Genomic DNA, 21,787 nt, shown 5'->3' on the forward strand with positions numbered 1-21,787 from the left:
GTGGTGGTCCCGGCACACGACGAGGAGGCGCTGATCGGTCGGTGCCTCGCCTCCGTCGAGCGGGCGGTGGCGCACGCCCGCGAGCGGGAGCACGACCTGCGCACGGTGGTCGTGGTCGCGCTGGACACGTGCACCGACACCACGGCTTCGCAGGTGCGCCGCCGGGGCATCGAGACGGTGGAGCTGACCGCGCGGCGCGTCGGCACCGCCCGCCGGGCCGGCGTCGCGCGGGCCCTCCGCCTGCTCGGGAGCGAGGGGGCCGACACCTGGATCGCGATGACGGATGCCGACACCGTCGTGCCCCGCGACTGGATCACGCATCAGCTCGACCTAATGGACGCCGGCGTCGATCTGGTCCTGGGGACGGTGCGTCCCGACTTCGCCGATCTGAGCGCCCGTCATGTCGCGTATTGGCGCGCGACGCACCGGCGCGGTGAACCGGCTGGCAACGTGCACGGGGCGAATCTCGGCGTCCGCGCGAGCGTCTACGCCCGAGCGGGTGGCATCCCTCACCTCGCGGAGCACGAGGACGTCGCCTTCGTCCGCGCCGTCCGGGCGATCGGTGCTGCCGTGCACGCGAGCGATGTGCACGAGGTGGAGACCTCCGGACGGTTCGCGGGGCGCACCCCGGCGGGGTACGCCGCATTCCTGCGGATGGTGCACGAGCGGATCGAGGGCCCGCCGCTCGCCGAAACCCGCGCATGACGCACGGGGCGGGGGCTCGTCAACCACCTCGGTGAGCCGCGTCCCACACCGCAGACTGACCGTCTCCCCCGGAACGAGAGGCACCACCATGAAGGCACTGACCTGGCAGGGCACGCGCAGAGTGAGCGTCGAGGACGTCCCCGACCCGCAGATCCTCGAGCCCACCGACGCGATCGTCAAGATCACCTCCACCGCGATCTGCGGCTCCGACCTGCACCTCTACGAGCTGTTCGGCCCCTTCATCGACAAGGGCGACGTGCTCGGCCACGAACCGATGGGCGTGGTCGTCGAGGTCGGCTCCGCCGTGACGGCGCTCGCGGTCGGTGACCGGGTCGTCGTGCCGTTCAACATCTCGTGCGGCCACTGCTTCATGTGCCGTCGCGGCCTGCAGTCGCAGTGCGAGACCACGCAGGTGCGCGAGTACGGCAGCGGAGCGGCCCTGTTCGGCTACACGAAGCTCTACGGACAGGTGCCGGGCGGCCAGGCCGAGTACCTGCGCGTGCCCTTGGCCGACTACAACCACATCCGCGTCGGCGACGACCTCCCCGACGACCGCTACCTCTTCCTCAGCGACATCGTCCCCACCGCCTGGCAGGGCGTGCAGTACGCGAACGTGCCCGAGGGCGGCACGCTCGCGGTGATGGGCCTCGGCCCGGTCGGACAGTTCGCGGCCCGCATCGGCGTGCACCTCGGGTACCGCGTGCTCGCGATCGAGCCCGAGCCGGAGCGTCGCGCCCTGGCCGAGCGCCACGGCATCCTGACCTACGACCTCACCGACACGGTCGTCGACGAGCTCGTCGACCTCACCGAGGGGCGCGGAGCGGATGCCGTCGTGGATGCCGTGGGCATGGAGGCGCACGGCAACGGCGGCGTCAAGCTGGCCCAGAACGCCGTGGGGCTGCTCCCCGACGCCCTCGCGCAGAAGGTGATGGACAAGGCGGGCCTCGACCGACTGGCCGCCGTCTACGCCTCGATCGACCTCGTGCGCCGCGGGGGGACGGTGTCGCTGAGCGGCGTGTACGCGGGGGAGGCCGACATCCTGCCGATGAAGACGATGTTCGACAAGCAGCTCAACCTGCGCATGGGGCAGTGCAACGTCAAGCGGTGGATCGACGATCTGCTTCCGCTCGTCGAGGACCCCGCCGATCCCCTCGGCGTCATGGATCTCGTCACCCACCACGCCCCGCTCGAGGACGCCCCGCGCCTGTACGAGACGTTCCAGAAGAAGGAGGACGGCTGCATCAAGGTCGTGCTGCGCCCGGGTTCGTGAGGCCCGCCCGGCCGGTCAGGGTCGCCGAGACTGCATCCAGCTGACGAATCCCTCGCAGGGTGCGGGGGTTTCGTCAGCACGATGCAGTCTCGCGGACCGGCGCGCGCGGCTCGGCGCGCGCTGCCCGGACCGCGGCGCGGGGGACCTACACGCGACCCGCGTGCACGGCCTCGAGGGCGTCGGCGTCGGCCGGGCTCATCCCCTCGATGGGCTCGCCGTTCCACACGATGTCGTCGCCGAGGGCCGCGAGGATCTCCTTGCGGTCGCCGTGCGAGATCTTGGCGCCGTGCACGAGGGTCGCGGGACTCCACAGCATCGCCGCGTCGTCCCACCAGCCCGCACCCACGTCGCGCACGTGCAGCAGGTCGTGCAGCGTGCGGGGGAGGTGCGAGAGGGGTTCGGTGAACGCGTCGGCGAGCACCGCGAGGGTGATCTGACGCTCGGTTCCGGGGATCGCCACGACCGGCTCGGCCAGTTCGCCCTGGATCGCCCGCGAGACGTCGTCGGCGTCGAGCAGGATGACGCCGTTGGTGGGCCGCGGGTTGCACTCGATGATCTTGTAGTCGGGGGCGGCCGCGCTGCCGTGGTCGACGAAGTCGAAGGAGATCTGCCCGGTGAAGCCGGGATCGAGGGCGTCGACAAGCTGCTGCGTGTAGCGGAGGGTGTCGGTGCTGTCGACGGCGACGAAGGCGATCGCCGTCGAGTGCGCCCACTGCTCCGCGGCCTTGTACGTGGTGTGCGCCTGAACGCGGCCCTCGACGACGACGCTGTAGGTGCACACCATCGGCCCGTCGACGAACGGCTGCACGAGCCACGGCTGCTCGGGGGTCGGAACGCATTCCTCGACCGGGACCCTGCCCGCGAGGGGGCCGGTGTTCGTCAGCAGTCCCACGCCGCCGCGCGAGAAGGCGGCGCGGGCGAAGTAGCGGGGGAAGGAGTCGATCGCCTCGCGCAGTTCGCCGGGCGAGGTGACGACGACGGTCTCGGGGATGGGCACGGCGGCATCCTGAGCCAGGCGCTGGAAACTCGCCTTGTCGTGCAGGCGGGCGAGGTCGGCGAAGCTCCCGGCGTACAGGCGCACGCGGGCGGGCAGGTCGGCGACGCGGGCGGCGAGGTAGAAGACCTCCTCGAACGTGGGGATGATCACGTCGATCTCGTGCTCGTCGACGTAGGCGCTCACCGCGGCGATGAAGGCGTCGGTGGCGAACCGCGGTGACGGCGTCGCCAGGTGTCCGGAGAGGAACCGCGAGTGATTGCCCACGGCGCCGTCGTAGGTGTCGCCCGCGAAGACCGTGTGTCCGACGCTGCCGAGCTTTCGGATGAGATCGAGGGCGAACGTGTTACGAGAACTTGTGACGAGCACGCGCATGGAGGCACCCCTGGTCGTTGCGGCGGACGTTGGCCGTCACTCTATCCACGCGGGTCGGACCGCGTGGGGGAAACGTCTCCGCAACACGGCGCTGAGTAGAGTCTCAGCATGGGTGACCTGTTCGACGGTTACGGCTCCACGCTGGCGCCGCGCAAGACCGCTTCCGGCATCCCGGCGTACGACGAGATGTTCGGCCTGCCGGCTTCGGCCGGGGATGCCGCCCCCTCTCGCGAGGCGTACCGGGAGCTGTACCAGACGCTCGCGCAGATGACCCAGGAGGAGCTGCGCGGCCGCACCGAGTCGCTGGCGAGCTCGTACCTGGCGCAGGGCGTCACGTTCGACTTCGCGGGCGAGGAGCGGCCCTTCCCCCTCGACGCCGTCCCCCGCGTGATCGCGTACGACGAGTGGTCGCGCATCGAGGCGGGCGTGAAGCAGCGCGTCCGGGCGCTCGAGGCGTTCCTCGACGACGCCTACGGCAACCAGCACTGTGTGCGCGACGGCATCCTGCCGGCGGGTCTCATCTCGTCGTCGCAGTACTTCTACCGTCAGGCCGCCGGTATCCGCAGCGCCAACGGCGTGCGCATCCAGGTGTCGGGCATCGACCTCATCCGCGACGAGCACGGCGAGATGCGCGTGCTCGAAGACAACGTGCGCGTGCCCTCGGGCGTCTCGTACGTCATCTCCAACCGCCGCGTCATGGCGCAGACGCTGCCCGAGCTGTTCGTCTCGATGCGCGTGCGCCCCGTCGGCGACTACCCCAACAAACTCCTCGCGGCCCTGCGCGCGTCCGCCCCGCCCGGGATCGACGACCCGAACATCGTCGTGCTCACGCCGGGTGTCTACAACTCGGCGTACTTCGAGCACACGCTGCTCGCGCGCCTCATGGGCGTCGAGCTGGTCGAGGGCCGCGACCTGCTGTGCATCGGCGGCAAGGTGTTCATGCGCACGACCCGCGGTCCGCAGCGCGTCGACGTCATCTACCGCCGCGTCGACGACGACTTCCTCGACCCGCTGCAGTTCCGCGCCGACTCGATGCTCGGAGCCCCTGGACTCATGCTCGCCGCGCGCCTGGGCAACGTCACGATCGCCAACGCGGTGGGCAACGGCGTCGCCGACGACAAGCTGCTCTACACGTACGTGCCGGATCTCATCCGCTACTACCTCGCCGAGGAGCCGATCCTGAAGAACGTCGACACGTGGCGTCTCGAGGATCCGGGCGCGCTCGAAGAGGTGCTCGACCGCCTGCCCGAGCTCGTGGTCAAGCCCGTCGACGGCTCCGGCGGCAAGGGGCTCGTCGTGGGTCCGGATGCCTCGCCCGCCGAGCTCGATGCGCTGCGCAAGCGCCTGCTGGCCGACCCCCGCGGCTGGATCGCGCAGCCCGTGGTGATGCTCTCGACCATCCCCACGCTCGTCGAAGACGGAATGCGCCCGCGCCACGCCGATCTGCGCCCGTTCGCCGTGAACGACGGCGACGACATCTGGGTGCTGCCCGGCGGCCTCACCCGCGTGGCCCTGCCCGAGGGGCAGCTCGTCGTCAACTCCAGCCAGGGCGGCGGCTCGAAGGACACCTGGGTGGTCGGCGGTTCGGCCCCCTCGCACGTCGAGTACGGCCAGGGCAACGGCGTCTCGGGTCTCGTCGCCGACCAGGCGGCGGTCACCGAGGCGATCCCGATCATCTACGACGGCCAGCCCGCGCCGACCACCTCGCCGCGCGACCCGCGACCGGGCGCCGGCAAGGAGCAGCAGGAGCAGCAGCAGCAGGATGCCGCGGTGCAGCACGGTCCGCAGGCGGAGCAGCAGCAGCAGGCGCGGGAGCGGTGCGAGGAGGTGCCCGGATGCTGAGCCGCATCGCGGAGAGCCTGTTCTGGATCGGGCGCTACATCGAGCGCAGCGACGGGACCGCCCGCATCCTCGACGTGCACCTGCAGTTGCTGCTCGAGGATCCGTGGATCGACGAGGACACCGCCTGCCGGTCGCTGCTGAGCGTCATGGGCTCGGCGTGGCCCGAGAACGTCGATACGGTGCGCCGCGACGACGTGCTCGCGCGCCTGGCCGTGGACCGGATGAACCCCTCGAGCATCGCGTACTCGCTCACCGCGGCGCGCGAGAACGCCCGCCGCGCGCGCGAGATCGTCTCCACCGAACTGTGGGAGATCCTCAACACCACCAACTCGCGCATGCCGCGGCGGCTGCAGACCGACAAGGTGCACGAGTTCTTCCAGTGGGTGCGCGAACGCGCGGCCCTCGCGATCGGCATCGTCGACTCCTCCACGAACCGTGACGAGGCGTGGCAGTTCTTCACGCTCGGGCGCAGCATCGAGCGCACCGACATGACCGCGCGCCTGCTCGCCACGCGCTCGCTCACCGAGGTCTCGGGCCCGTCGTGGACGACGATCCTGCGCTCGTGCGGCGCGTACGAGGCGTACCTGCGCACGTACCGCGGCATGCCGAGCGCCCGCAACGCGGCCGAGTTCCTCCTGCTGGACCGCTTGTTCCCGCGCTCGATCATCTACTCGATCCAACGCGCCGAGGACTGCATGAGCGCGATCGACCCGCGCGCCGATCGCGTCGGGCACTCCAACACGGTGCTGCGCGCCCTCGGGCAGATCCGCAACGACCTCGAGTACCGCCCGGTCAGCGACATCCTCGCGGAGCTGCCCGAGCACATGCAGCGCGTGCAGACGGTCACGCGCGAGGCTTCGGAGGCGATCCGCTCGCGGTTCTTCCCGACGCAGGCCGAGCCGAGCTGGATCGGGGAGATCTCATGACGGATGCCGTGACCACCGGCCGGACGACAACCTCGGGGGGCCGTCGATGAAGCGCCTGCGCATCGAGCACCAGACCGGTTTCGTGTACCCGGGCGACGTCGTCGCCTCGTACAACGAGGCGCGGATGCTGCCGCACTCGACCGAGAGCCAGTTCGTGCTGAGCTCGTCGCTCGACATCGAACCATCGACGTCGGTCAACCAGTACGTCGACTACTTCGGCACGCGCGTCGCGGCCTTCGACGTGCTCTCTCCGCACGCCGCGCTCACGATCACGGCGCGCTCTCTCGTCGAGGTGCGGCCCCGGCCCATCGAACACGCCGACATCACGTGGGAGCAGCTCGCCGCCGAGGCGGAACGTTCGATCACGACGGTCGAGCAGCTCACGCAGACCCGTCGGACGGCGCCGCATCCCGAGGTCGCCGAGCTGGCGCGCTCGATCGCGGCGCAGCACGATCGTCCGGGACCGGCGGCGCACGCGATCGCCGAGGCCATCGGCGACGCGATCGACTACATGCAGGGCGTGACGGGCGTGCACTCGACCGCGGTCGACGCGTGGGAGGCCCGCAAGGGCGTCTGCCAGGACATCGCCCACATCGCCATCGGAGCGCTCCGCGAGGTCGGCATCCCCGCCCGCTACGTCTCGGGCTACCTGCACCCCAAGCCGTCCGCCGAGGTCGGCGAGGCCGTCACGGGGGAGTCGCACGCCTGGGTCGAGTGGTTCGCGGGGGACTGGCAGGGCTTCGACCCGACGAACAACATCGAGATCGGCGACCGGCACGTGCTCGTCGGCCGTGGTCGCGACTACAACGACGTGCCGCCGCTGCGGGGCGTCTACGCCGGTCCCGGTAAGAGCAACCTCAAGGTGAAGGTGACGATCACGCGCGAGACGTGATCGCCGTGGCGGTCCGCTCGGCGCGGCGTGGGGGGCCGCGCCGGGGAGGTCGTCAGACCGCGCCGGCGACGCGGGACTGCACCTCGCGGTGCAGCGGCTCGAGGGGGCCCTCTTCGCCCGCGTCGTAGCGGCGGGCCCACTCGTCGAGGGTCGTGCGCATCTCGAGGCCGGCGACCCCGAGAGCGGTGCGCACATCGAGCGCGGAGAGGCCGATCCGGTCGGCGATCTCCGGCACGAACCGGTCGGACGAGGTCACCTCGCGCCGCACCGCCGCGCCGAGGAGCGCGGGCTCGTGCGCGATGAGCCTGCGCACGCGCAGGTAGCGCTCGCGCGCGCTCACGTCGGCGTCGAGGAGCCTCAGTTCGCGCGCGAACACCTCGCGCAGCGCGGCGAGGAGGGCGCGGATGTCATCGCCGACCGCGCCGATCCCCGAGAGGGCGTCGGCGAAGCGGCCGTCGTCGATGAAGACGGCATCCTCCTTCGTGCCCGCGAGGCGGAAGAAGGTGCGGGGCGAGACGCCGGCGCGCGCCGCGATCTCGTCGACGGTCGTGCCGTGCACACCCTTCTGTTCGAAGAGGTCGAGGGCGGCCGCGCAGATCTCGATCGACGTCTCTCGGCGGCGGCGGTCGCGGAGGCCCTCGACGGGCGCGTCCGGGGTCGTCATATCCGCTAGAGTAGCGGATGCTGTTTTGGCAGTTCCTGCCAACTTGGCCCCACCTGCTCAGATTGGTCGTCATGGTCTCCACCGGAACCGTCCCCACCGCCCCCTCCGCCGCGAAGGCGACACGCCCCGGTGCGGTGATCGCCCTCCTCGTCGTCGCCGCGTTCGTCGTCATCCTGAACGAGACGATCATGGGTGTCGCCCTGCCCGAGCTGATGCGCGAACTCGACATCGCCGCGGCGACGGCGCAGTGGTTGACCACCGCGTTCCTGCTGACGATGGCGGTCGTCATCCCGACCACCGGGTTCCTCATCCAACGCTTCCCCCTGCGCGCGCTGTTCTTCGCCGCGATGGGGCTGTTCACCCTCGGAACCGTGATCGCCGCCGTCGCCCCCGGGTTCGGCGTGCTGCTGATCGGGCGCATCGTGCAGGCCTCGGGCACGGCGATCATGATCCCGCTGCTGTTCACCACCGTGCTCAATGTCGTGCCCGTGCACCGGCGGGGGCGCATGATGGGCCTCATCTCGATCGTGATCTCGGTCGCTCCCGCCGTCGGGCCGACGGTGTCGGGGCTCATCCTGTCGGTGTTCCCGTGGCGCGCGATGTTCATCGTGATGATCCCGATCGCCCTCGTCGCGATCGCCCTCGGCGCCCGATGGGTGCAGAACCTCACCGAGACGCGCCGGGTGACCCTCGACGTGGTTTCGGTGGTGCTCTCGGCCCTCGCGTTCGGCGGGCTGATCTTCGGCCTGTCCAGCATCGGAGAGGCCGCCGGCGGCCACGCCCTGGTGCCGATCTGGATCCCGCTCGCCGTCGGCGCGGTCGCACTCGCCGCGTTCGTCGTGCGCCAGCTGCGTCTCGGGGCGACCGATCGCGTGCTGCTGAACCTCGCCGTGTTCCGGCACTCGACCTTCAGCGTCGCCGTCATCCTGGTGGTCGTCGCGATGACGACGCTGTTCGGCGTGCTGATCCTGCTGCCGCTGTACCTGCAGAACGTCCTGGCGCTCGGCACCCTCCCCACCGGTCTCATGCTGCTGCCCGGCGGACTGCTCATGGGGCTCATGGCCCCGCTCGTCGGCACCCTCTTCGACCGCTTCGGTGCACGCCCCCTCGTGCTGCCGGGTGCCGTCGTGGCGGCCGTGGCCTTGTGGGGCTTCGCGACCCTCTCGGCGTCGACGCCCATCGGTTTCGTGATCGCCGTGCACTGCGTGCTGAGCCTCGGGCTGGCGTTCATGTTCACCCCGCTCATGACCTCGGCGCTCGGCTCGCTGCCGCCCGTGCTCTACCCGCACGGATCCGCCATCGTGTCGACGGTCCAGCAGCTCGCGGGCGCCGCGGGCACGGCGCTGTTCGTCACGCTCATGACCGTGGGGGCGGCCTCCGCAGCATCCGAGGGCAGCGGGATCGTGGAGGCCACGGCCTCCGGCATCCACACCGCCTTCTTCGTCGCGGCGTGCCTGTCGCTCGCGGTGATCGTGCTCGCCGCGTTCGTGCGGACGCCGAAGCCGGCCGAGGGCGTGCAGGGGGTGCCGGGGCGCTGAGGGGCCTCCTCAGGACGCCCCCGTCGACGCCCGTGCCACCAACTCGGGCGCGAACACCGTCTGCCGCGTGGGGCGCTCCGGTTCGTCGGCCTCGTCGAGCAGGATCCGCATCGCGGTCCCTCCGATGAGTGCGCTCGGCTGACGCACCGAGGTGAGCGGCACCGCCGCGGCCGCGGCGAAGGGGATGTCGTCGAAGCCCACCACGGCGATCTCGTCGGGCACCAGCATGCGCCCGCCCACGACGAGGCTCTGCAGGAGCCCGAGCGCGAGCAGATCGTTGGCGGCGAAGACCGCGTCGGGGCGGTCGACGCGATCGCGCGCGAGCAGTCGACGCCCCGCCGCCACACCTTCGTCCACCGTCAGCGCGTGGGTGGGGACGACTTCCAGTGTGGCGGGACGCGTGCTGTTCTCGACGGCGCTCCGGGCTCCCGCGAGACGATCCGTGACCTGTCGGATGTCGAAGGCGCCCCCCACGAAGGCGATCCTTCGGCGACCGCGCTCGAGGAGGTGCTCCGCGGCGAGCCGCCCGCCCGCGACGCTGTCGACGGAGACCGACGAGAAGCGCGCGTCCCCCGAGAATCGGTCGATCAGTACCGAGGGGATGCCGCGCGCTCGGAGGCGGGTGAGTCGCGCGGTGACGTCGCCGAACGGCGCGATGAGGAGCCCCCGCACCATCTGCTGCTCGAACAGGTCGATGTACAGCGTCTCGCGAGCGGCATCCTCGTCGCTGTTCCCGTGCAGGACCGCGAGCCCCCGGGCCGCGGCCTCGCGTTCGGCGCCGCCGACCACGTCGGCGAAGAACGGATTGCGCCCGTCGAGGGCGACGAAACCCACGGTCGTGCTCACCCCCGCCCGCAGCTGACGGGCGGCGTCGTTCCGCACGTATCCGAGCTGCTCGATCGCACTGTTGACGCGCTCGATCGACGAGGCGGAGACGGTGTCGGGTCGGTTGAGGACGTTCGACACGGTGCCGACGGAGACGCCCGCGAGGGTCGCGACATCGCGGATGCTGATCGGCACGGCGCCTCCTCACGTCACGATCCGGTCTCGACGCGATCCCGACTTGACCACGTCGTCGGGCTCACCCTACAGTGATCCGCATCCGATCTGAAACGTTTCAGATCGAGCCGGGAGACCGGATCAACCTCAACGAGGAGGCCGCATGGCTGACGCGATGGACGCGACACGCACGCCGTCCGACCACGCCCTCGAGCTGCGCCGGGTGATGAAGTCCTTCGGCCCCGTCGTCGCTCTGCGATCGGGGAGCCTGGTGCTCGACCGCGGCTCGATCCACGCCCTCATCGGCGAGAACGGAGCGGGCAAGTCGACCCTGGTGAAGATCATCGCGGGGCTCTACCGCCGCGACGACGGCGACTTCCTCCTCGATGGCGAGAGCGTCGACTTCGCCAGCACCGCGCAGTCGAAGGCCGCGGGGATCGCCGTGATCTACCAGGAGCCGACACTGTTCCCCGACCTGTCGGTCACCGAGAACATCTTCATGGGCCGCCAGCCCACCGGCCGGCTCGGTCGCATCGACCGCGCGGCGATGCGCGCCGAGGCGACGCAGATCTTCGCCCGGCTGGGCGTCGCCCTCGACCCCGACCGCGTGACCGAGGGACTTTCGATCGCCGACCAGCAGATCATCGAGATCGCCAAGGCCATCTCGCTCGACGCGCGCGTGCTGATCATGGACGAGCCGACCGCCGCGCTCAGCGGTGTCGAGGTCGAGCGTCTCTTCGCCGTCGCGCGCAGCCTGCGCGACGAGGGTCGCGCCCTGCTGTTCATCTCGCACCGATTCGACGAGGTGTTCGCCCTGTGCGACACCGTCACGGTCATGCGCGACGGGGCATACGTGCACACCACCCCTCTGGCCGACACGACGGTCGATGACCTCGTGCGTCAGATGGTCGGCCGCGATGTGACGGAGCTCTTCCCCAAGCTCCCCTCCACCCCCGGCGACGTCGTGCTCGAGGTCGAGGGACTCACCCGCAAGGGCGTGTTCCGCGACATCTCGTTCACCCTGCGCGCGGGAGAGATCGTCGGTCTCGCCGGGCTCGTCGGTGCCGGGCGCAGCGAGGTCGCCCGCGCGATCTTCGGCGTCGACTCCTACGAGTCGGGCACCGTCCGCCTCGCGGGCAGCCCGCTGGCGAAGGCGAGCGTCCGCCAGGCGACCGCGCGCGGCCTCGCCCTCGTGCCCGAAGACCGCCGCAAGCAGGGGCTCGTCCTCGACGAGGGGGTCTCACGAAACATCACCCTCGCCATCCGGCAGAAGCTCTCCCGCTGGGGACTCCTGCGCAGCACCGATGAGAACCGCGCCGCCCGCGAGTGGGCGAGCCGCCTCGAGGTCAAGACGGCAGCCCTCGACGCCACGACGGGAACGCTCAGCGGGGGCAACCAGCAGAAGGTCGTCATCGGCAAGTGGCTGGCGACCCAGCCCAAGGTCCTGATCGTCGACGAACCCACCCGCGGCATCGACGTCGGCACGAAGAGCGAGGTGCACCGGCTTCTGTCCGAGCTCGCGCAGCAGGGCCTCGCGATCCTCATGATCTCGAGCGAGCTGCCCGAGGTGCTCGGCATGGCCGACCGCGTCCTCGTCATGCGCGAAGGGCGGCTGACCGGGGAGTTCGCACGAGCGGATGCCACCCCCGAGGCCGTCATGTTCGCCGCGACCGCCGAAGCGGGGGCATCGCTGTGAGCGTCGTCCCCCTGCTCGTCTTCCTGACCACCCCTGAAGCGGAGAGCCACCGATGAGCACCGCCACCCCCGTCCGCCCGGGCACGAGCCCCGCGGCCAAACTCGTCTCGCACGTGGCGACGGCGCGCGAGAGCGGCATCGTCCTCGCCCTCGTGCTGATCGTCGCCATCGCGACCCTCAACAATCCGACCTTCCTCTTCTCGCCCGACGGGTTCCGCGACCTGCTGCTCACGCCGTCGCTCCTGCTTCTCGTCGCGGTCGGCCAGGCCATCGTCATCATCACGCGCAACGTCGACCTGTCGGTCGGGTCCGTCGTGGGGCTGACCGCCTACCTCACGGGGCGCCTCTTCATCGACGTCCCCGGTCTGCCGCTCGTGGTGGTCTTCCTCGCGGGTCTCGTGGTCGGCGGCATCCTGGGCTTCGTCAACGGCGCTCTCGTGGCGTACGCGAAGGTGCCCGCTCTCGTCATCACCCTCGGCACGATGTACATCTTCCGGGGCATCAACGTCGCCTGGGCGGGGAGCAACCGCGTCAACGCCTCCGACCTGCCCGCGGACTTCCGCGGACTGGGTACGGGCCAGATCCTCGGCATCCCGATCCTGACCCTGCTCGCCGTCGTCGTCCTCATCGCCGCGGCCTGGTACCTGCGGAACCTCCGCAGCGGGCGCGAGCTGTACGCCATCGGATCGGACCCTGCCGCCGCCCACCTCTACGGTCTCAAGGTGAACCGCCGCATCATCGGCGCGTTCGTCACCAGCGGTGCGCTGGCCGGGCTGGCCGGCGTGCTCTACGCGGCGCGCTACGGCACGGTCGCGTCCAACGCCGGGTTCGGCTGGGAGCTCCAGGCGATCGGGGCGGCCGTCATCGGCGGCGTCGCGATCTCGGGCGGCGTCGGCACCGTGTGGGGCGCTGCGATCGGGGCCTACCTACTGCTCACCATCAACCGCGCGCTGCCCATCCTCGGCATCGACGACTTCTGGCAGCGGGCCGTGGTCGGAGCGCTCATCCTCGGCGCCATCGTGCTCGACCGCGTGCTGGCCGTCCGGCAGTCGCGCAAGCTCACCGCAGAGAGGGAGACGGGTCGATGACCTCCACCACCGTCGACGAACGCGCCCGGACTTACCGCGCGCACGGCCGCCCGTTCTGGCGTCGCGCCCTGCTGACCCGCGAAGCCGCCATCATCGGCATCCTGCTGCTGGTCATCGTCGTGTCGCTGGCGACCGTCCGCAACTTCGACAGCCCCCTCACGGTCACGTACCTGCTGCGCGACATCGCCCCCATCCTGCTCATCGCCCTGCCGATGACGCTGATCATCATCACCGAGGAGATCGACCTCTCGGTGGCGAGCATCGTCGGGCTCTCGAGCGTCACCGTGGGCGTGCTCACCCAGGCCGGGTGGCCCTTCGAGGTGGCCGCCCTCGCCGCAATCGTCGTGGGCCTCATCGCCGGGGCGATCAACGGTTTCCTCGTCACCGTCGTCGGGCTGCCGTCCCTCGCCGTCACGATCGGAACGCTCGCGCTGTTCCGCGGCATCGCCGTCGGACTCCTCGGCACGGAGGCGGTGACCGAGTTCCCCGAGACCTGGACGGACCTTGCCAAGGCCAACATCCCCGGGACCCCCCTGCCGCTGATCATGATCCCGTTCGCGGTGCTCGCGATCGTCTTCGCTGTGCTGCTGCACCTCACCCCCTTCGGGCGGTCGCTGTACGCGATCGGTCTGAACAAGGAGGCCGCTCAGTTCTCGGGCATCGACGTGGCCCGCACCAAATTCGTGCTCTTCGTGCTGAGCGGTACCGTCTCGGGCTTCGCCGGGGTCTACTTCACGCTGCTGTACAGCAATGCCCGCGGCGAGAACGCCATGGGCATGGAACTGCAGATCATCGCCGCGGTGCTTCTGGGAGGCGTGTCGATCTTCGGCGGTCGCGGCGCCCTGCACGGCGTGATCGCCGGCGTCCTGCTCATCGGAACGCTCGGCAGCGCCCTCCGCCTCGCCGGAGTCACGAGCGACATCATCAACGTCATCACCGGGGTGCTGCTCGTGCTCTCGGTGGTCTCCGCCAGCCTGCTCGCCTGGCTGCAGTCCCGCCGCGCGGCCGCCCTCGGCAAGCGCAAGAGCGCCCGCGCCGCCACCGCAGCGGCGACCGTCTGACCTGCACGCACCACCCGCACCACGAAAGGAAACAACGATGTTCGCATTCACTCGCAAGACCCGCGTCGGCACCGCTGCCGCCGCTCTCGCCCTGGCGGTCACGCTCGTCGCGACGGGCTGCTCCGGCGGAGCCGGCGGGGGCTCGGGATCCGGAGGTGACGGGGGCAACCTCTCGATCACCTTCCTGCCGAAGAACCTCGGCAACCCGTACTTCGAAACCTCGAACAAGGGCGGAGAAGAGGCCATCGGCGAGTTCGGCGGAACCTTCGAGCAGGTCGGTCCGAGCGAGGCCACGCCCACCTCGCAGGTGCAGTACATCCAGACCGCAGCGCAGCAGGGCGTGGGTGGGCTCGTCATCTCGGCGAACGACCCCTCCGCCATCTGCGACGCGCTCGACGAGGCCCGCAGCGCCGGCGTGAAGGTCGTCACCTTCGACTCCGACACCGATGCGAAGTGCCGCGACCTGTTCATCAACCAGGCGACCGCGGAGGGCATCGCGAAGGTCCAGGTCGACCTCGTCGCGAAGCAGATCGGCGACGCCGGTCAGGTGGCGATCCTCTCGGCCGCGGCCAACGCGACGAACCAGAACGCCTGGATCGAGCTGATGAAGAAGGACTTCGCCGCCAACCACCCGAACATCGAGCTGGTCGACGTCGTCTACGGCGACGACGACGACCAGACTTCGTTCGACCGCACGGCTGCTCTGCTGCAGACGTACCCGAATCTCAAGGGCATCGTCTCGCCGACGACGGTCGGCATCGCCGCGGCCGGTCGCTACCTGTCGACCTCGGAGTACAAGGGCAAGGTCGCGCTCACCGGTCTGGGAACGCCCAATCAGCTGCGCGAGTACGTGCAGGACGGCACCATCACCGCGTTCGCGCTGTGGAACCCGGCCGACCTCGGCTACCTGTCGGCCTACGCGACGAAGGCGCTGATCGACGGCACGATCACGGGCAAGGAGGGTGACTCGTTCGAGGCCGGCAAGCTCGGCTCGTTCACCGTCGGCGCCGACGCCACGGTCCTGCTCGGCGACCCCTACGTGTTCGATTCCTCGAACATCGCGGACTTCGACTTCTGAGCCGACGCACGCACCCGGCCCCGGCCGCCCTCGGGGTGGTCGGGGCTTCGGTCGTTCCGGCGCGTCGATGTGTGTCGGGTCCGCGCTGCGGGGCGTCGAGTCCGAGAATCCCGGATGCTGCGGGGGATCGTCCGGGTGTTTCGGACACTCGGTCGCGACGCGCCGCCGCGCGTGGGCGGCACGGGGGAAGCACGCCGCGGGGCGAGGGAGCTACCCGCTCGACGCCCGCACGACGAGCTCGGGGCGGAAGCGCACCTGCCGCTCGGCGGTGTCGAGCTCTCCGTCGAAGTGGCGCAGCAGCAGGTCGACGGCGGTGGACCCGAGCGCCTCGGCCGGTTGCCGCACCGAGGTGAGCGGAACCACCGTCGCGGACGCGAAGTCGATGTCGTCGTAGCCGACGAGGGCGATGTCGTCGGGCACGCGGACCCCGCCGAGCATGGTCAGCGCTTGCAAGACGCCCACGGCGAGAAGGTCGTTCGCGGCGAAGACGGCGTCCGGCCGGTCGGAACGTTCGCGCAGCCTTTCGCCGGCGGCCCGGCCGGCGAGGACCGTCATCGCCTCGGTCTCGATGATCTCGAGCGCGGCGCCCTCGACCTCGGCGATCGCGCGGCGGGCGCCCGCGAGGCGATCGGCCACCTGGCGCGTGCCGAGGGGCCCGCCGACGAACGCGACGCGGCGTCGTCCGCGCTCCAGCACGTGTGCGACGGCGAGGTAGCCGCCCTCGACGTCGTCGACCGACACCGTGCACACCTCGTCGACGGCGGTCTGCTCGTCGACGAGGACGACCGGGATGCCGGCTGACGCCAGACGCTCGACCACGTCGCCGTCGGCGTCGGCCGGGGTGAGGAGCACCCCCGCGACCTGCTGCTCGCGGAACTGGTCGAGGTAGAGGCGCTCCTGATCGCCGTCGGCCCCGCTCGAGCCGAGCAGGACGACGTATCCGTCTGCCGCGGCGCGCGCTTCGGCCCCGCGGGCGACGGCGGCGAAGAAGGGGTTGCCGACGTCGAGCACGATCAGCGCGATCGCGCGGCTGCGGCCGGCGCGCAACTGGCGGGCGGCGTCGTTGCGCACGTAGCCGAGCGCGTCGATGGCGGCGCGCACGCGTTCGACGGCCGCGGGCGAGACGGTCGAACGGCCGTTGAGGACGTTCGAGACGGTCCCCACCGAGACACCGGCACGCGCCGCGACGTCTTTGATCTTGACCGCCATGATCCGTCGACGATATCGCACGGGTCGACGCACTGTGCTATCGTTCAATGAAACGATTCATTCTCGAGGGAGAGAAGCCCGAATGCCCACCCGCGTCTGCTTCGAACTGCGCGTTCGACCAGAGATGATCGACGCCTACGTCGCTCGGCACACCCCGGTCCGCGCCGACATGCTCGCCGAGATCGCCGCCGCCGGCCGCCGCAACTACTCGCTGTTCCTCGGCGAGGGCGGGCGTCTCGTCGGCTACTACGAGACCGACGACGACGCGGCCGCGCAGGCCTACCTCGCAGCCTCCCCGATCGCGGCTGCCTGGGAAGCCGAGATGGCCCCCTTCTTCCTCGACCTCGACGGCCGCCCCGACCAGGCCGCCACCGCGCTCACCGAGGTGTTCCACCTCGCCGACCAGCTCGCCGGCGTCGCCGACGTCGCGAGCCCCGACCCCATGGCATCCGCCCCGACCGAAAGCACCCGCCCATGACGACGCTGTCTCCCGAGATCCTCTCGACCCTCGAAGCCCAGGCGATCGAGCTGCCCTCGTGGGCGTTCGGCAACTCGGGCACGCGCTTCCGCGTGTTCCCCACCGCCGGCACCCCGCGCGACCCGTTCGAGAAGATCGCGGATGCCGCCGAGGTCAACCGCCTGACCGCCCTCGCCCCGAGCGTCGCCCTGCACATCCCGTGGGACCTCGTCGACGACTTCGGAGCCCTCCGCCGCCACGCCGAGGACCTCGGCGTGACCCTCGGCACGGTGAACTCGAACACCTTCCAGGACGAGGACTACAAGTTCGGTGCCCTCACCCACCACGACGAGCGCATCCGCCGCAAGGCCATCGACCACCACCTCGAGTGCATCGACGTGATGGATGCCACGGGCTCGCGCGACCTGAAGATCTGGCTCGCCGAGGGCTCGAACTACCCCGGTCAGAACGACATGCGCGGCCGCCAGGACCGCCTGCAGGACTCCTTGCAGCAGATCTACGCGCGTCTCGGCGACGACCAGCGCCTCGTACTCGAGTACAAGTTCTTCGAGCCGTCGTTCTATCACACCGACGTTCCCGACTGGGGAACCTCCTACGCCCAGGTCGCCGCCCTCGGCGACAAGGCGATGGTCTGCCTCGACACCGGCCACCACGCGCCCGGCACGAACATCGAGTTCATCGTCATGCAGCTGCTGCGCCTCGGAAAGCTCGGCTCGTTCGACTTCAACTCGCGCTTCTATGCCGACGACGACCTCATCGTCGGCTCGGCCGACCCGTTCCAGCTGTTCCGCATCCTCGCCGAGGTCGTGCGCGGCGGGGGCCTGAACAACCCCGACGTGGCGTTCATGCTCGACCAGTGCCACAACATCGAGGACAAGATCCCCGGGCAGATCCGCTCGGTGCTGAACGTCCAGGAGATGACGGCGCGCGCACTGCTCGTCGACCGCGACGCCCTGGATGCCGCGCAGCGGGCGAACGACGTGCTCGGCGCCAACGCGGTGCTCATGGACGCCTTCTACACCGATGTGCGTCCCGCGCTCGCCGAGTGGCGCGAGTCGCGCGGCCTCCCCGCCGACCCCATGGCCGCGTTCGCGGCATCCGGTTACCTGCCCCGCATCGCCGCAGAGCGCGTCGGCGGCACCCAGGCCGGCTGGGGGGCCTGACGAGGGCGTGCGGGGCCACGACCGACGGCTGAGTGTCCAAGACACCCGGACGCCGACGAAGAATGTCCGGGTGTTCTGGACACTGAACGTGTTCCGCACCCCGCCCCGCCCCGCCCCTGAGTGTCCAAGACACCCGGACGCCGACGAAAAATGTCCGGGTGTTCTGGACGCTCACCGAGATGAACAGCGACGCGAGCTCCACGCCCGCACGTGACGACCACCGCGACACACGCCTGCGACACACGACCCGATGACCCCGACCCGACGATGAGGGATGACGACATGACCACCTCCACCGCGCGCGACCTCGTCGCGCGCAGCAACCGCCTCGGCTCCGACCCGAAGGTCACCAACTACGCCGGCGGCAACACCTCCGCCAAGGGCACCGACATCGACCCCGTCACCGGTGAGCCGGTGGAGCTGCTGTGGGTCAAGGGATCCGGGGGCGACCTCGGCACCCTGACCGAGAAGGGCCTCGCGGTGCTGCGCCTCGATCGCATGCGCGCCCTCGTCGACGTCTACCCGGGCATCGAGCGCGAAGACGAGATGGTCGCCGCGTTCGACTACTGCCTGCATGGGAAGGGCGGGGCGGCCCCCTCGATCGACACCGCGATGCACGGACTCGTGGATGCCGCGCACGTCGACCACCTGCACCCCGACGCCGGCATCGCGATCGCGACCGCCGCCGACGGCGAGGCGCTGACGTCGAAGATCTTCGGCGACAAGGTCGTGTGGGTGCCGTGGCGCCGCCCCGGGTTCCAGCTGGGCCTCGACATCGCGGCGATCAAGGCGCAGAACCCCCAGGCGATCGGCACGATCCTCGGCGGCCACGGCATCACCGCGTGGGGCGACACGTCGGAGGAGGCCGAGCGCAACAGCCTCTGGATCATCGACACCGCGCAGGCCTGGATCGACGAGCACGGCGCCGCCGAGCCGTTCGGCGGGGTCCGCGCCGGCTTCGCGGCCCTGCCCGAGGCCGAGCGCCGGGCCAAGGCCGCGGCCCTCGCGCCGACGATCCGCGGTCTCGCCTCGACCGACAAGCCCATGGTCGGCCATTTCACCGACTCCGACGTCGTGCTCGACTTCCTGGCATCCGAGAAGGCCCCCGCGCTCGCCGCGCTCGGGACGAGCTGCCCCGACCACTTCCTGCGCACCAAGGTCAAGCCGCTGATCCTCGACCTGCCCGCCGACGCCTCGGTCGAGGACTCGATCGCGCGCCTGCAGGAACTGCACGCGGAGTACCGCGCCGACTACCAGGCGTACTACGACGCTCACGCCACGGCCGACAGCCCCGCGATCCGCGGCGCCGACCCGCTCATCGTGCTCGTGCCCGGCGTGGGCATGTTCTCGTACGGCGCGAACAAGCAGACCGCGCGCGTGGCGGGGGAGTTCTACGTCAACGCGATCAACGTCATGCGCGGCGCCGAGGCGCTGTCGACGTACGCCCCGATCTCGGATGCCGAGAAGTTCCGCATCGAGTACTGGGCGCTCGAAGAGGCCAAGCTCCAGCGCATGCCGAAGCCCAAGACGCACCAGGGGCGCATCGCGTTCGTCACGGGCGCGGCATCCGGGATCGGCAAGGCCATCGCGACCCGTCTCGCCGCCGAAGGGGCGTGCGTCGTGGTCGCCGACCTCGACCTCGAGAAGGCGCAGGCCGTCGCCGCCGAGCTCGGCTCGACCGACGTCGCGATCGGGGTCGCCGCGAACGTCGCGGATGCCGCGGGCGTGCAGGCCGCGATCGACGCCACCGTGCTCGCCTTCGGCGGCATCGACCTCGTCGTCAACAACGCGGGGCTCTCGCTGTCGAAGCCGCTGCTGGAGACCACCGAGAAGGACTGGGACCTGCAGCACGACGTCATGGCGAAGGGCTCGTTCCTCGTCTCGAAGGCCGCCGCCAAGGCCCTCATCGCGCAGAAGATGGGCGGAGACGTCATCTACATCTCGTCGAAGAACTCCGTGTTCGCCGGCCCGAACAACATCGCGTACTCGGCGACCAAGGCCGACCAGGCGCACCAGGTGCGTCTGCTCGCGGTCGAGCTCGGCGAGCACGGCGTGCGCGTGAACGGCATCAACCCCGACGGCGTCGTGCGCGGCTCGGGCATCTTCGCCGCGGGCTGGGGCGCCAACCGCGCCGCCACCTACGGCGTCGACGAGAAGGACCTCGGCCAGTTCTACGCCAACCGCACGATCCTCAAGCGCGAGGTCGTCCCCGAGAACGTCGCCGACGCGGTGTACGTGCTCACCGGACCCGAGCTCTCGCGCACGACGGGCCTTCACGTGCCCGTCGACTCGGGCGTCGCCGCGGCGTTCCTGCGATGAGCTCGTCGTCGACGGCCGCGTCGTCGACGGCCGCGTCGTCGCCGGCCGCGGGGGTGCACGGCGCGGTCCGCGCGGTCGCGGCCGTCGACCTCGGCGCGACGAGCGGGCGCGTGATGATCGGGCGGGTCGGCGACGGCGTGCTCGAGCTCGAACAGGTCGCGCGCTTCCCGAACGGCCCGGTGCGCCGCCCCGACGGGTGGCACTGGGACCTCGAGGCCCTCTGGGGTCACGTGCGTGCGGGACTGGCCGAGGCCCTGCGGCGCGAGCCGTCGATCGAGAGCGTGGGCATCGACTCCTGGGCCGTGGACTACGGCCTTCTCGACGCCGAGGGGCTTGTCGCCGAGCCGTTCCACTACCGCGACGAGCGCACCGCCGCCGGGGTGGATGCCGTTCACGCGGTCGTCCCGTTCGAGGAGCTCTACCGGCGCAACGGTCTGCAGTTCCTGCCGTTCAACACCCTGTACCAGTACGCCGCCGACCCGCGTGTGGCCGACGCGGAGGTGAGCCTGCTCATCCCCGACCTCCTCGCCGAGCGGCTCACCGGCCGCCGCGTCGCGGAGCGGACCAACGCCTCGACGACCGGGCTGCTCGCGGTCGACACGGGGGAGTGGGACCTCGCGCTCGCCACCGAGGTGGGCATCCCGGCATCCGTGCTCCCTCCGCTCGTCGATCCGGGCGACACGATCGGTCGCGCCCCGGCCGACCTCGCTGAGCTCCCCGTCGTGGCCGTGGGGTCGCACGACACCGCCTCGGCGATCGTCGCCGTCCCGCTGTCGACCCCCGACGCCGCGTACATCTCGTGCGGCACGTGGGGCTTGGTCGGGCTGGAGTTGCCGGCGCCGATCGTCTCGGATGCCGCGCGCGCGGCGAACTTCACGAACGAGGGCGGGGTCGACGGGCGCGTGCGCTTCTTGCACAACGTCACCGGTCTGTGGCTGCTGAGCGAGACGGTGCGGGCGTGGTCCGAGACCGACGGAGCGCCCGTCGATCTGCCGCTGCTGCTCGCCGCGGCCGCGGACGCGCCGTTGCCCGCGCGGCTCTTCGACGCGGACGACGCCTCGCTCGCGGGGCCCGGCGACATGCCCGCGCGCATCGCGGAGCTGCTCGGGACGCCGGTTCCCGGTGCCGACGCCGCCGAGCGCGCGGTGTTCGCCCGGGTCATCGTGGAGAGCATCGCCGACGCCTTCGCCCGCGCCGTGCGCACCGCCGGGACGCTGGCCGACCGCTCGATCGACGTCATCCACCTCGTCGGCGGGGGCGCGCTGAACGCGCTGCTCTGCCAGGCGACGGCCGATCGCAGCGGCCTACCCGTGCTGGCCGGCCCGGTCGAGGCGACGGCTTTGGGCAACGTCCTCGTGCAGGCGCGGGCGAGGGGGTGCTTCGGCGACGACACGTCGCTCGAAGACCTGCGCCGACGCGTGGCCGAGGCGTACCCGCCGCGGCGATTCGCCCCTCGTTCCTGAACCCCCTTCCCGCCCCGTCGAGCGGGGC

18 protein-coding genes are annotated in these 21,787 nt (G+C 70.8%); 14 read left to right on the forward strand and 4 right to left on the reverse strand.

Annotated features, from left to right (window positions below):
• Both FB047_RS11320 and FB047_RS11325 read left to right on the forward strand, forming a co-directional pair.
• Window positions 1-705 (forward strand): glycosyltransferase family 2 protein, encoded by a 705-nt coding sequence (locus FB047_RS11320; protein ID WP_240752769.1) that lies wholly within the window; start codon window positions 1-3, stop codon window positions 703-705.
• A gap of 88 nt (window positions 706-793) precedes the next feature.
• The gene (locus FB047_RS11325; RefSeq protein WP_136587309.1) at window positions 794-1,975 is read left to right on the forward strand and encodes a zinc-dependent alcohol dehydrogenase; all 1,182 of its coding nucleotides are present in this window, start codon (window positions 794-796) and stop codon (window positions 1,973-1,975) included.
• Window positions 1,976-2,120: 145 nt separating this feature from the next.
• On the opposite strand, the gene FB047_RS11330 is transcribed toward FB047_RS11325, so the two are convergent.
• Entirely contained in the window at window positions 2,121-3,344 is a 1,224-nt protein-coding gene (locus FB047_RS11330; RefSeq protein WP_136587310.1) for an ATP-grasp domain-containing protein, read from the reverse strand.
• A gap of 108 nt (window positions 3,345-3,452) precedes the next feature.
• Here FB047_RS11330 and FB047_RS11335 point away from each other — a divergent pair, with 108 nt between their 5' ends.
• The 3 genes from FB047_RS11335 to FB047_RS11345 are packed head-to-tail and all read left to right on the forward strand — an operon-like array spanning window position 3,453 to window position 7,004.
• Window positions 3,453-5,186, forward strand: a complete 1,734-nt coding sequence (locus tag FB047_RS11335) for a circularly permuted type 2 ATP-grasp protein (protein ID WP_136587311.1) — start codon at window positions 3,453-3,455, stop codon at window positions 5,184-5,186.
• Window positions 5,180-6,112, forward strand: a complete 933-nt coding sequence (locus FB047_RS11340; protein ID WP_108320594.1) for an alpha-E domain-containing protein — start codon at window positions 5,180-5,182, stop codon at window positions 6,110-6,112. The genes FB047_RS11335 and FB047_RS11340 overlap by 7 nt, the downstream gene beginning before the upstream one ends.
• Before the next feature lie 46 nt (window positions 6,113-6,158).
• Window positions 6,159-7,004: a transglutaminase family protein gene (locus FB047_RS11345; RefSeq protein ID WP_136587312.1), complete on the forward strand. Its 846-nt coding sequence runs from the start codon at window positions 6,159-6,161 to the stop codon at window positions 7,002-7,004.
• Between the two features lie 52 nt (window positions 7,005-7,056).
• On the opposite strand, the gene FB047_RS11350 is transcribed toward FB047_RS11345, so the two are convergent.
• Window positions 7,057-7,668 (reverse strand): TetR/AcrR family transcriptional regulator, encoded by a 612-nt coding sequence (locus FB047_RS11350; RefSeq protein ID WP_136587313.1) that lies wholly within the window; start codon window positions 7,666-7,668, stop codon window positions 7,057-7,059.
• 71 nt (window positions 7,669-7,739) lie between these two features.
• Here FB047_RS11350 and FB047_RS11355 point away from each other — a divergent pair, with 71 nt between their 5' ends.
• Window positions 7,740-9,206: an MDR family MFS transporter gene (locus FB047_RS11355; RefSeq protein WP_136587444.1), complete on the forward strand. Its 1,467-nt coding sequence runs from the start codon at window positions 7,740-7,742 to the stop codon at window positions 9,204-9,206.
• A 9-nt stretch (window positions 9,207-9,215) separates the two neighbouring features.
• Here the strand turns inward: FB047_RS11355 and FB047_RS11360 are convergent, their stop codons facing one another.
• Window positions 9,216-10,226: a LacI family DNA-binding transcriptional regulator gene (locus tag FB047_RS11360; RefSeq protein ID WP_136587314.1), complete on the reverse strand. Its 1,011-nt coding sequence runs from the start codon at window positions 10,224-10,226 to the stop codon at window positions 9,216-9,218.
• A gap of 142 nt (window positions 10,227-10,368) precedes the next feature.
• Between FB047_RS11360 and FB047_RS11365 the strand changes: the two genes are divergently transcribed.
• From FB047_RS11365 to rhaS, 4 genes are read left to right on the forward strand one after another with little or no spacing between them, the layout of a single operon-like run.
• Complete coding sequence (locus FB047_RS11365) at window positions 10,369-11,901, forward strand: sugar ABC transporter ATP-binding protein (RefSeq protein ID WP_136587315.1); 1,533 nt, start codon at window positions 10,369-10,371, stop codon at window positions 11,899-11,901.
• Between the two features lie 52 nt (window positions 11,902-11,953).
• Window positions 11,954-12,988: an ABC transporter permease gene (locus FB047_RS11370; RefSeq protein WP_136587316.1), complete on the forward strand. Its 1,035-nt coding sequence runs from the start codon at window positions 11,954-11,956 to the stop codon at window positions 12,986-12,988.
• Complete coding sequence (locus tag FB047_RS11375) at window positions 12,985-14,049, forward strand: ABC transporter permease (protein WP_136587317.1); 1,065 nt, start codon at window positions 12,985-12,987, stop codon at window positions 14,047-14,049. The genes FB047_RS11370 and FB047_RS11375 overlap by 4 nt, the downstream gene beginning before the upstream one ends.
• A gap of 37 nt (window positions 14,050-14,086) precedes the next feature.
• A complete protein-coding gene (gene rhaS, locus FB047_RS11380; protein ID WP_136587318.1) occupies window positions 14,087-15,127 on the forward strand; it encodes a rhamnose ABC transporter substrate-binding protein in 1,041 nt (346 codons plus the stop codon).
• Between the two features lie 210 nt (window positions 15,128-15,337).
• Here rhaS and FB047_RS11385 read toward each other — a convergent pair whose 3' ends face one another.
• Window positions 15,338-16,336 (reverse strand): LacI family DNA-binding transcriptional regulator, encoded by a 999-nt coding sequence (locus FB047_RS11385; RefSeq protein ID WP_136587319.1) that lies wholly within the window; start codon window positions 16,334-16,336, stop codon window positions 15,338-15,340.
• Window positions 16,337-16,418: 82 nt separating this feature from the next.
• Here FB047_RS11385 and FB047_RS11390 point away from each other — a divergent pair, with 82 nt between their 5' ends.
• From FB047_RS11390 to FB047_RS11405, 4 genes are all read left to right on the forward strand, one after another.
• Window positions 16,419-16,814, forward strand: coding sequence for an L-rhamnose mutarotase (locus FB047_RS11390; RefSeq protein ID WP_136587320.1), 396 nt, complete (start codon window positions 16,419-16,421; stop codon window positions 16,812-16,814).
• Entirely contained in the window at window positions 16,811-17,977 is a 1,167-nt protein-coding gene (gene rhaI, locus FB047_RS11395; protein ID WP_136587321.1) for an L-rhamnose isomerase, read from the forward strand. The genes FB047_RS11390 and rhaI overlap by 4 nt, the downstream gene beginning before the upstream one ends.
• A 282-nt stretch (window positions 17,978-18,259) precedes the next feature.
• Window positions 18,260-20,296, forward strand: coding sequence for a bifunctional aldolase/short-chain dehydrogenase (locus tag FB047_RS11400; RefSeq protein WP_136587322.1), 2,037 nt, complete (start codon window positions 18,260-18,262; stop codon window positions 20,294-20,296).
• Window positions 20,293-21,759 (forward strand): rhamnulokinase, encoded by a 1,467-nt coding sequence (locus FB047_RS11405; protein WP_136587323.1) that lies wholly within the window; start codon window positions 20,293-20,295, stop codon window positions 21,757-21,759. Before FB047_RS11400 ends, FB047_RS11405 begins: the two co-directional genes overlap by 4 nt.
• Window positions 21,760-21,787: the final 28 nt, after the last annotated feature.

It is taken from the genome of Microbacterium hydrothermale (assembly GCF_004854025.1).
Lineage (GTDB): Bacteria > Actinomycetota > Actinomycetes > Actinomycetales > Microbacteriaceae > Microbacterium > Microbacterium hydrothermale.

What these genes read in the sequence shown, in the direction of transcription:
- FB047_RS11325 (WP_136587309.1), top strand. Translation starts at nt 794, where the DNA reads ATGAAGGCACTGACCTGGCAGGGCACGCGCAGAGTGAGCGTCGAGGAC.
- FB047_RS11330 (WP_136587310.1), bottom strand. Translation starts at nt 3,344, where the DNA reads ATGCGCGTGCTCGTCACAAGTTCTCGTAACACGTTCGCCCTCGATCTC.
- FB047_RS11335 (WP_136587311.1), top strand. Translation starts at nt 3,453, where the DNA reads ATGGGTGACCTGTTCGACGGTTACGGCTCCACGCTGGCGCCGCGCAAG.
- FB047_RS11340 (WP_108320594.1), top strand. Translation starts at nt 5,180, where the DNA reads ATGCTGAGCCGCATCGCGGAGAGCCTGTTCTGGATCGGGCGCTACATC.
- FB047_RS11345 (WP_136587312.1), top strand. Translation starts at nt 6,159, where the DNA reads ATGAAGCGCCTGCGCATCGAGCACCAGACCGGTTTCGTGTACCCGGGC.
- FB047_RS11350 (WP_136587313.1), bottom strand. Translation starts at nt 7,668, where the DNA reads ATGACGACCCCGGACGCGCCCGTCGAGGGCCTCCGCGACCGCCGCCGC.
- FB047_RS11355 (WP_136587444.1), top strand. Translation starts at nt 7,740, where the DNA reads ATGGTCTCCACCGGAACCGTCCCCACCGCCCCCTCCGCCGCGAAGGCG.
- FB047_RS11365 (WP_136587315.1), top strand. Translation starts at nt 10,369, where the DNA reads ATGGCTGACGCGATGGACGCGACACGCACGCCGTCCGACCACGCCCTC.
- FB047_RS11370 (WP_136587316.1), top strand. Translation starts at nt 11,954, where the DNA reads ATGAGCACCGCCACCCCCGTCCGCCCGGGCACGAGCCCCGCGGCCAAA.
- FB047_RS11375 (WP_136587317.1), top strand. Translation starts at nt 12,985, where the DNA reads ATGACCTCCACCACCGTCGACGAACGCGCCCGGACTTACCGCGCGCAC.
- rhaS (WP_136587318.1), top strand. Translation starts at nt 14,087, where the DNA reads ATGTTCGCATTCACTCGCAAGACCCGCGTCGGCACCGCTGCCGCCGCT.
- FB047_RS11385 (WP_136587319.1), bottom strand. Translation starts at nt 16,336, where the DNA reads ATGGCGGTCAAGATCAAAGACGTCGCGGCGCGTGCCGGTGTCTCGGTG.
- FB047_RS11390 (WP_136587320.1), top strand. Translation starts at nt 16,419, where the DNA reads ATGCCCACCCGCGTCTGCTTCGAACTGCGCGTTCGACCAGAGATGATC.
- rhaI (WP_136587321.1), top strand. Translation starts at nt 16,811, where the DNA reads ATGACGACGCTGTCTCCCGAGATCCTCTCGACCCTCGAAGCCCAGGCG.
- FB047_RS11400 (WP_136587322.1), top strand. Translation starts at nt 18,260, where the DNA reads ATGACCACCTCCACCGCGCGCGACCTCGTCGCGCGCAGCAACCGCCTC.
- FB047_RS11405 (WP_136587323.1), top strand. Translation starts at nt 20,293, where the DNA reads ATGAGCTCGTCGTCGACGGCCGCGTCGTCGACGGCCGCGTCGTCGCCG.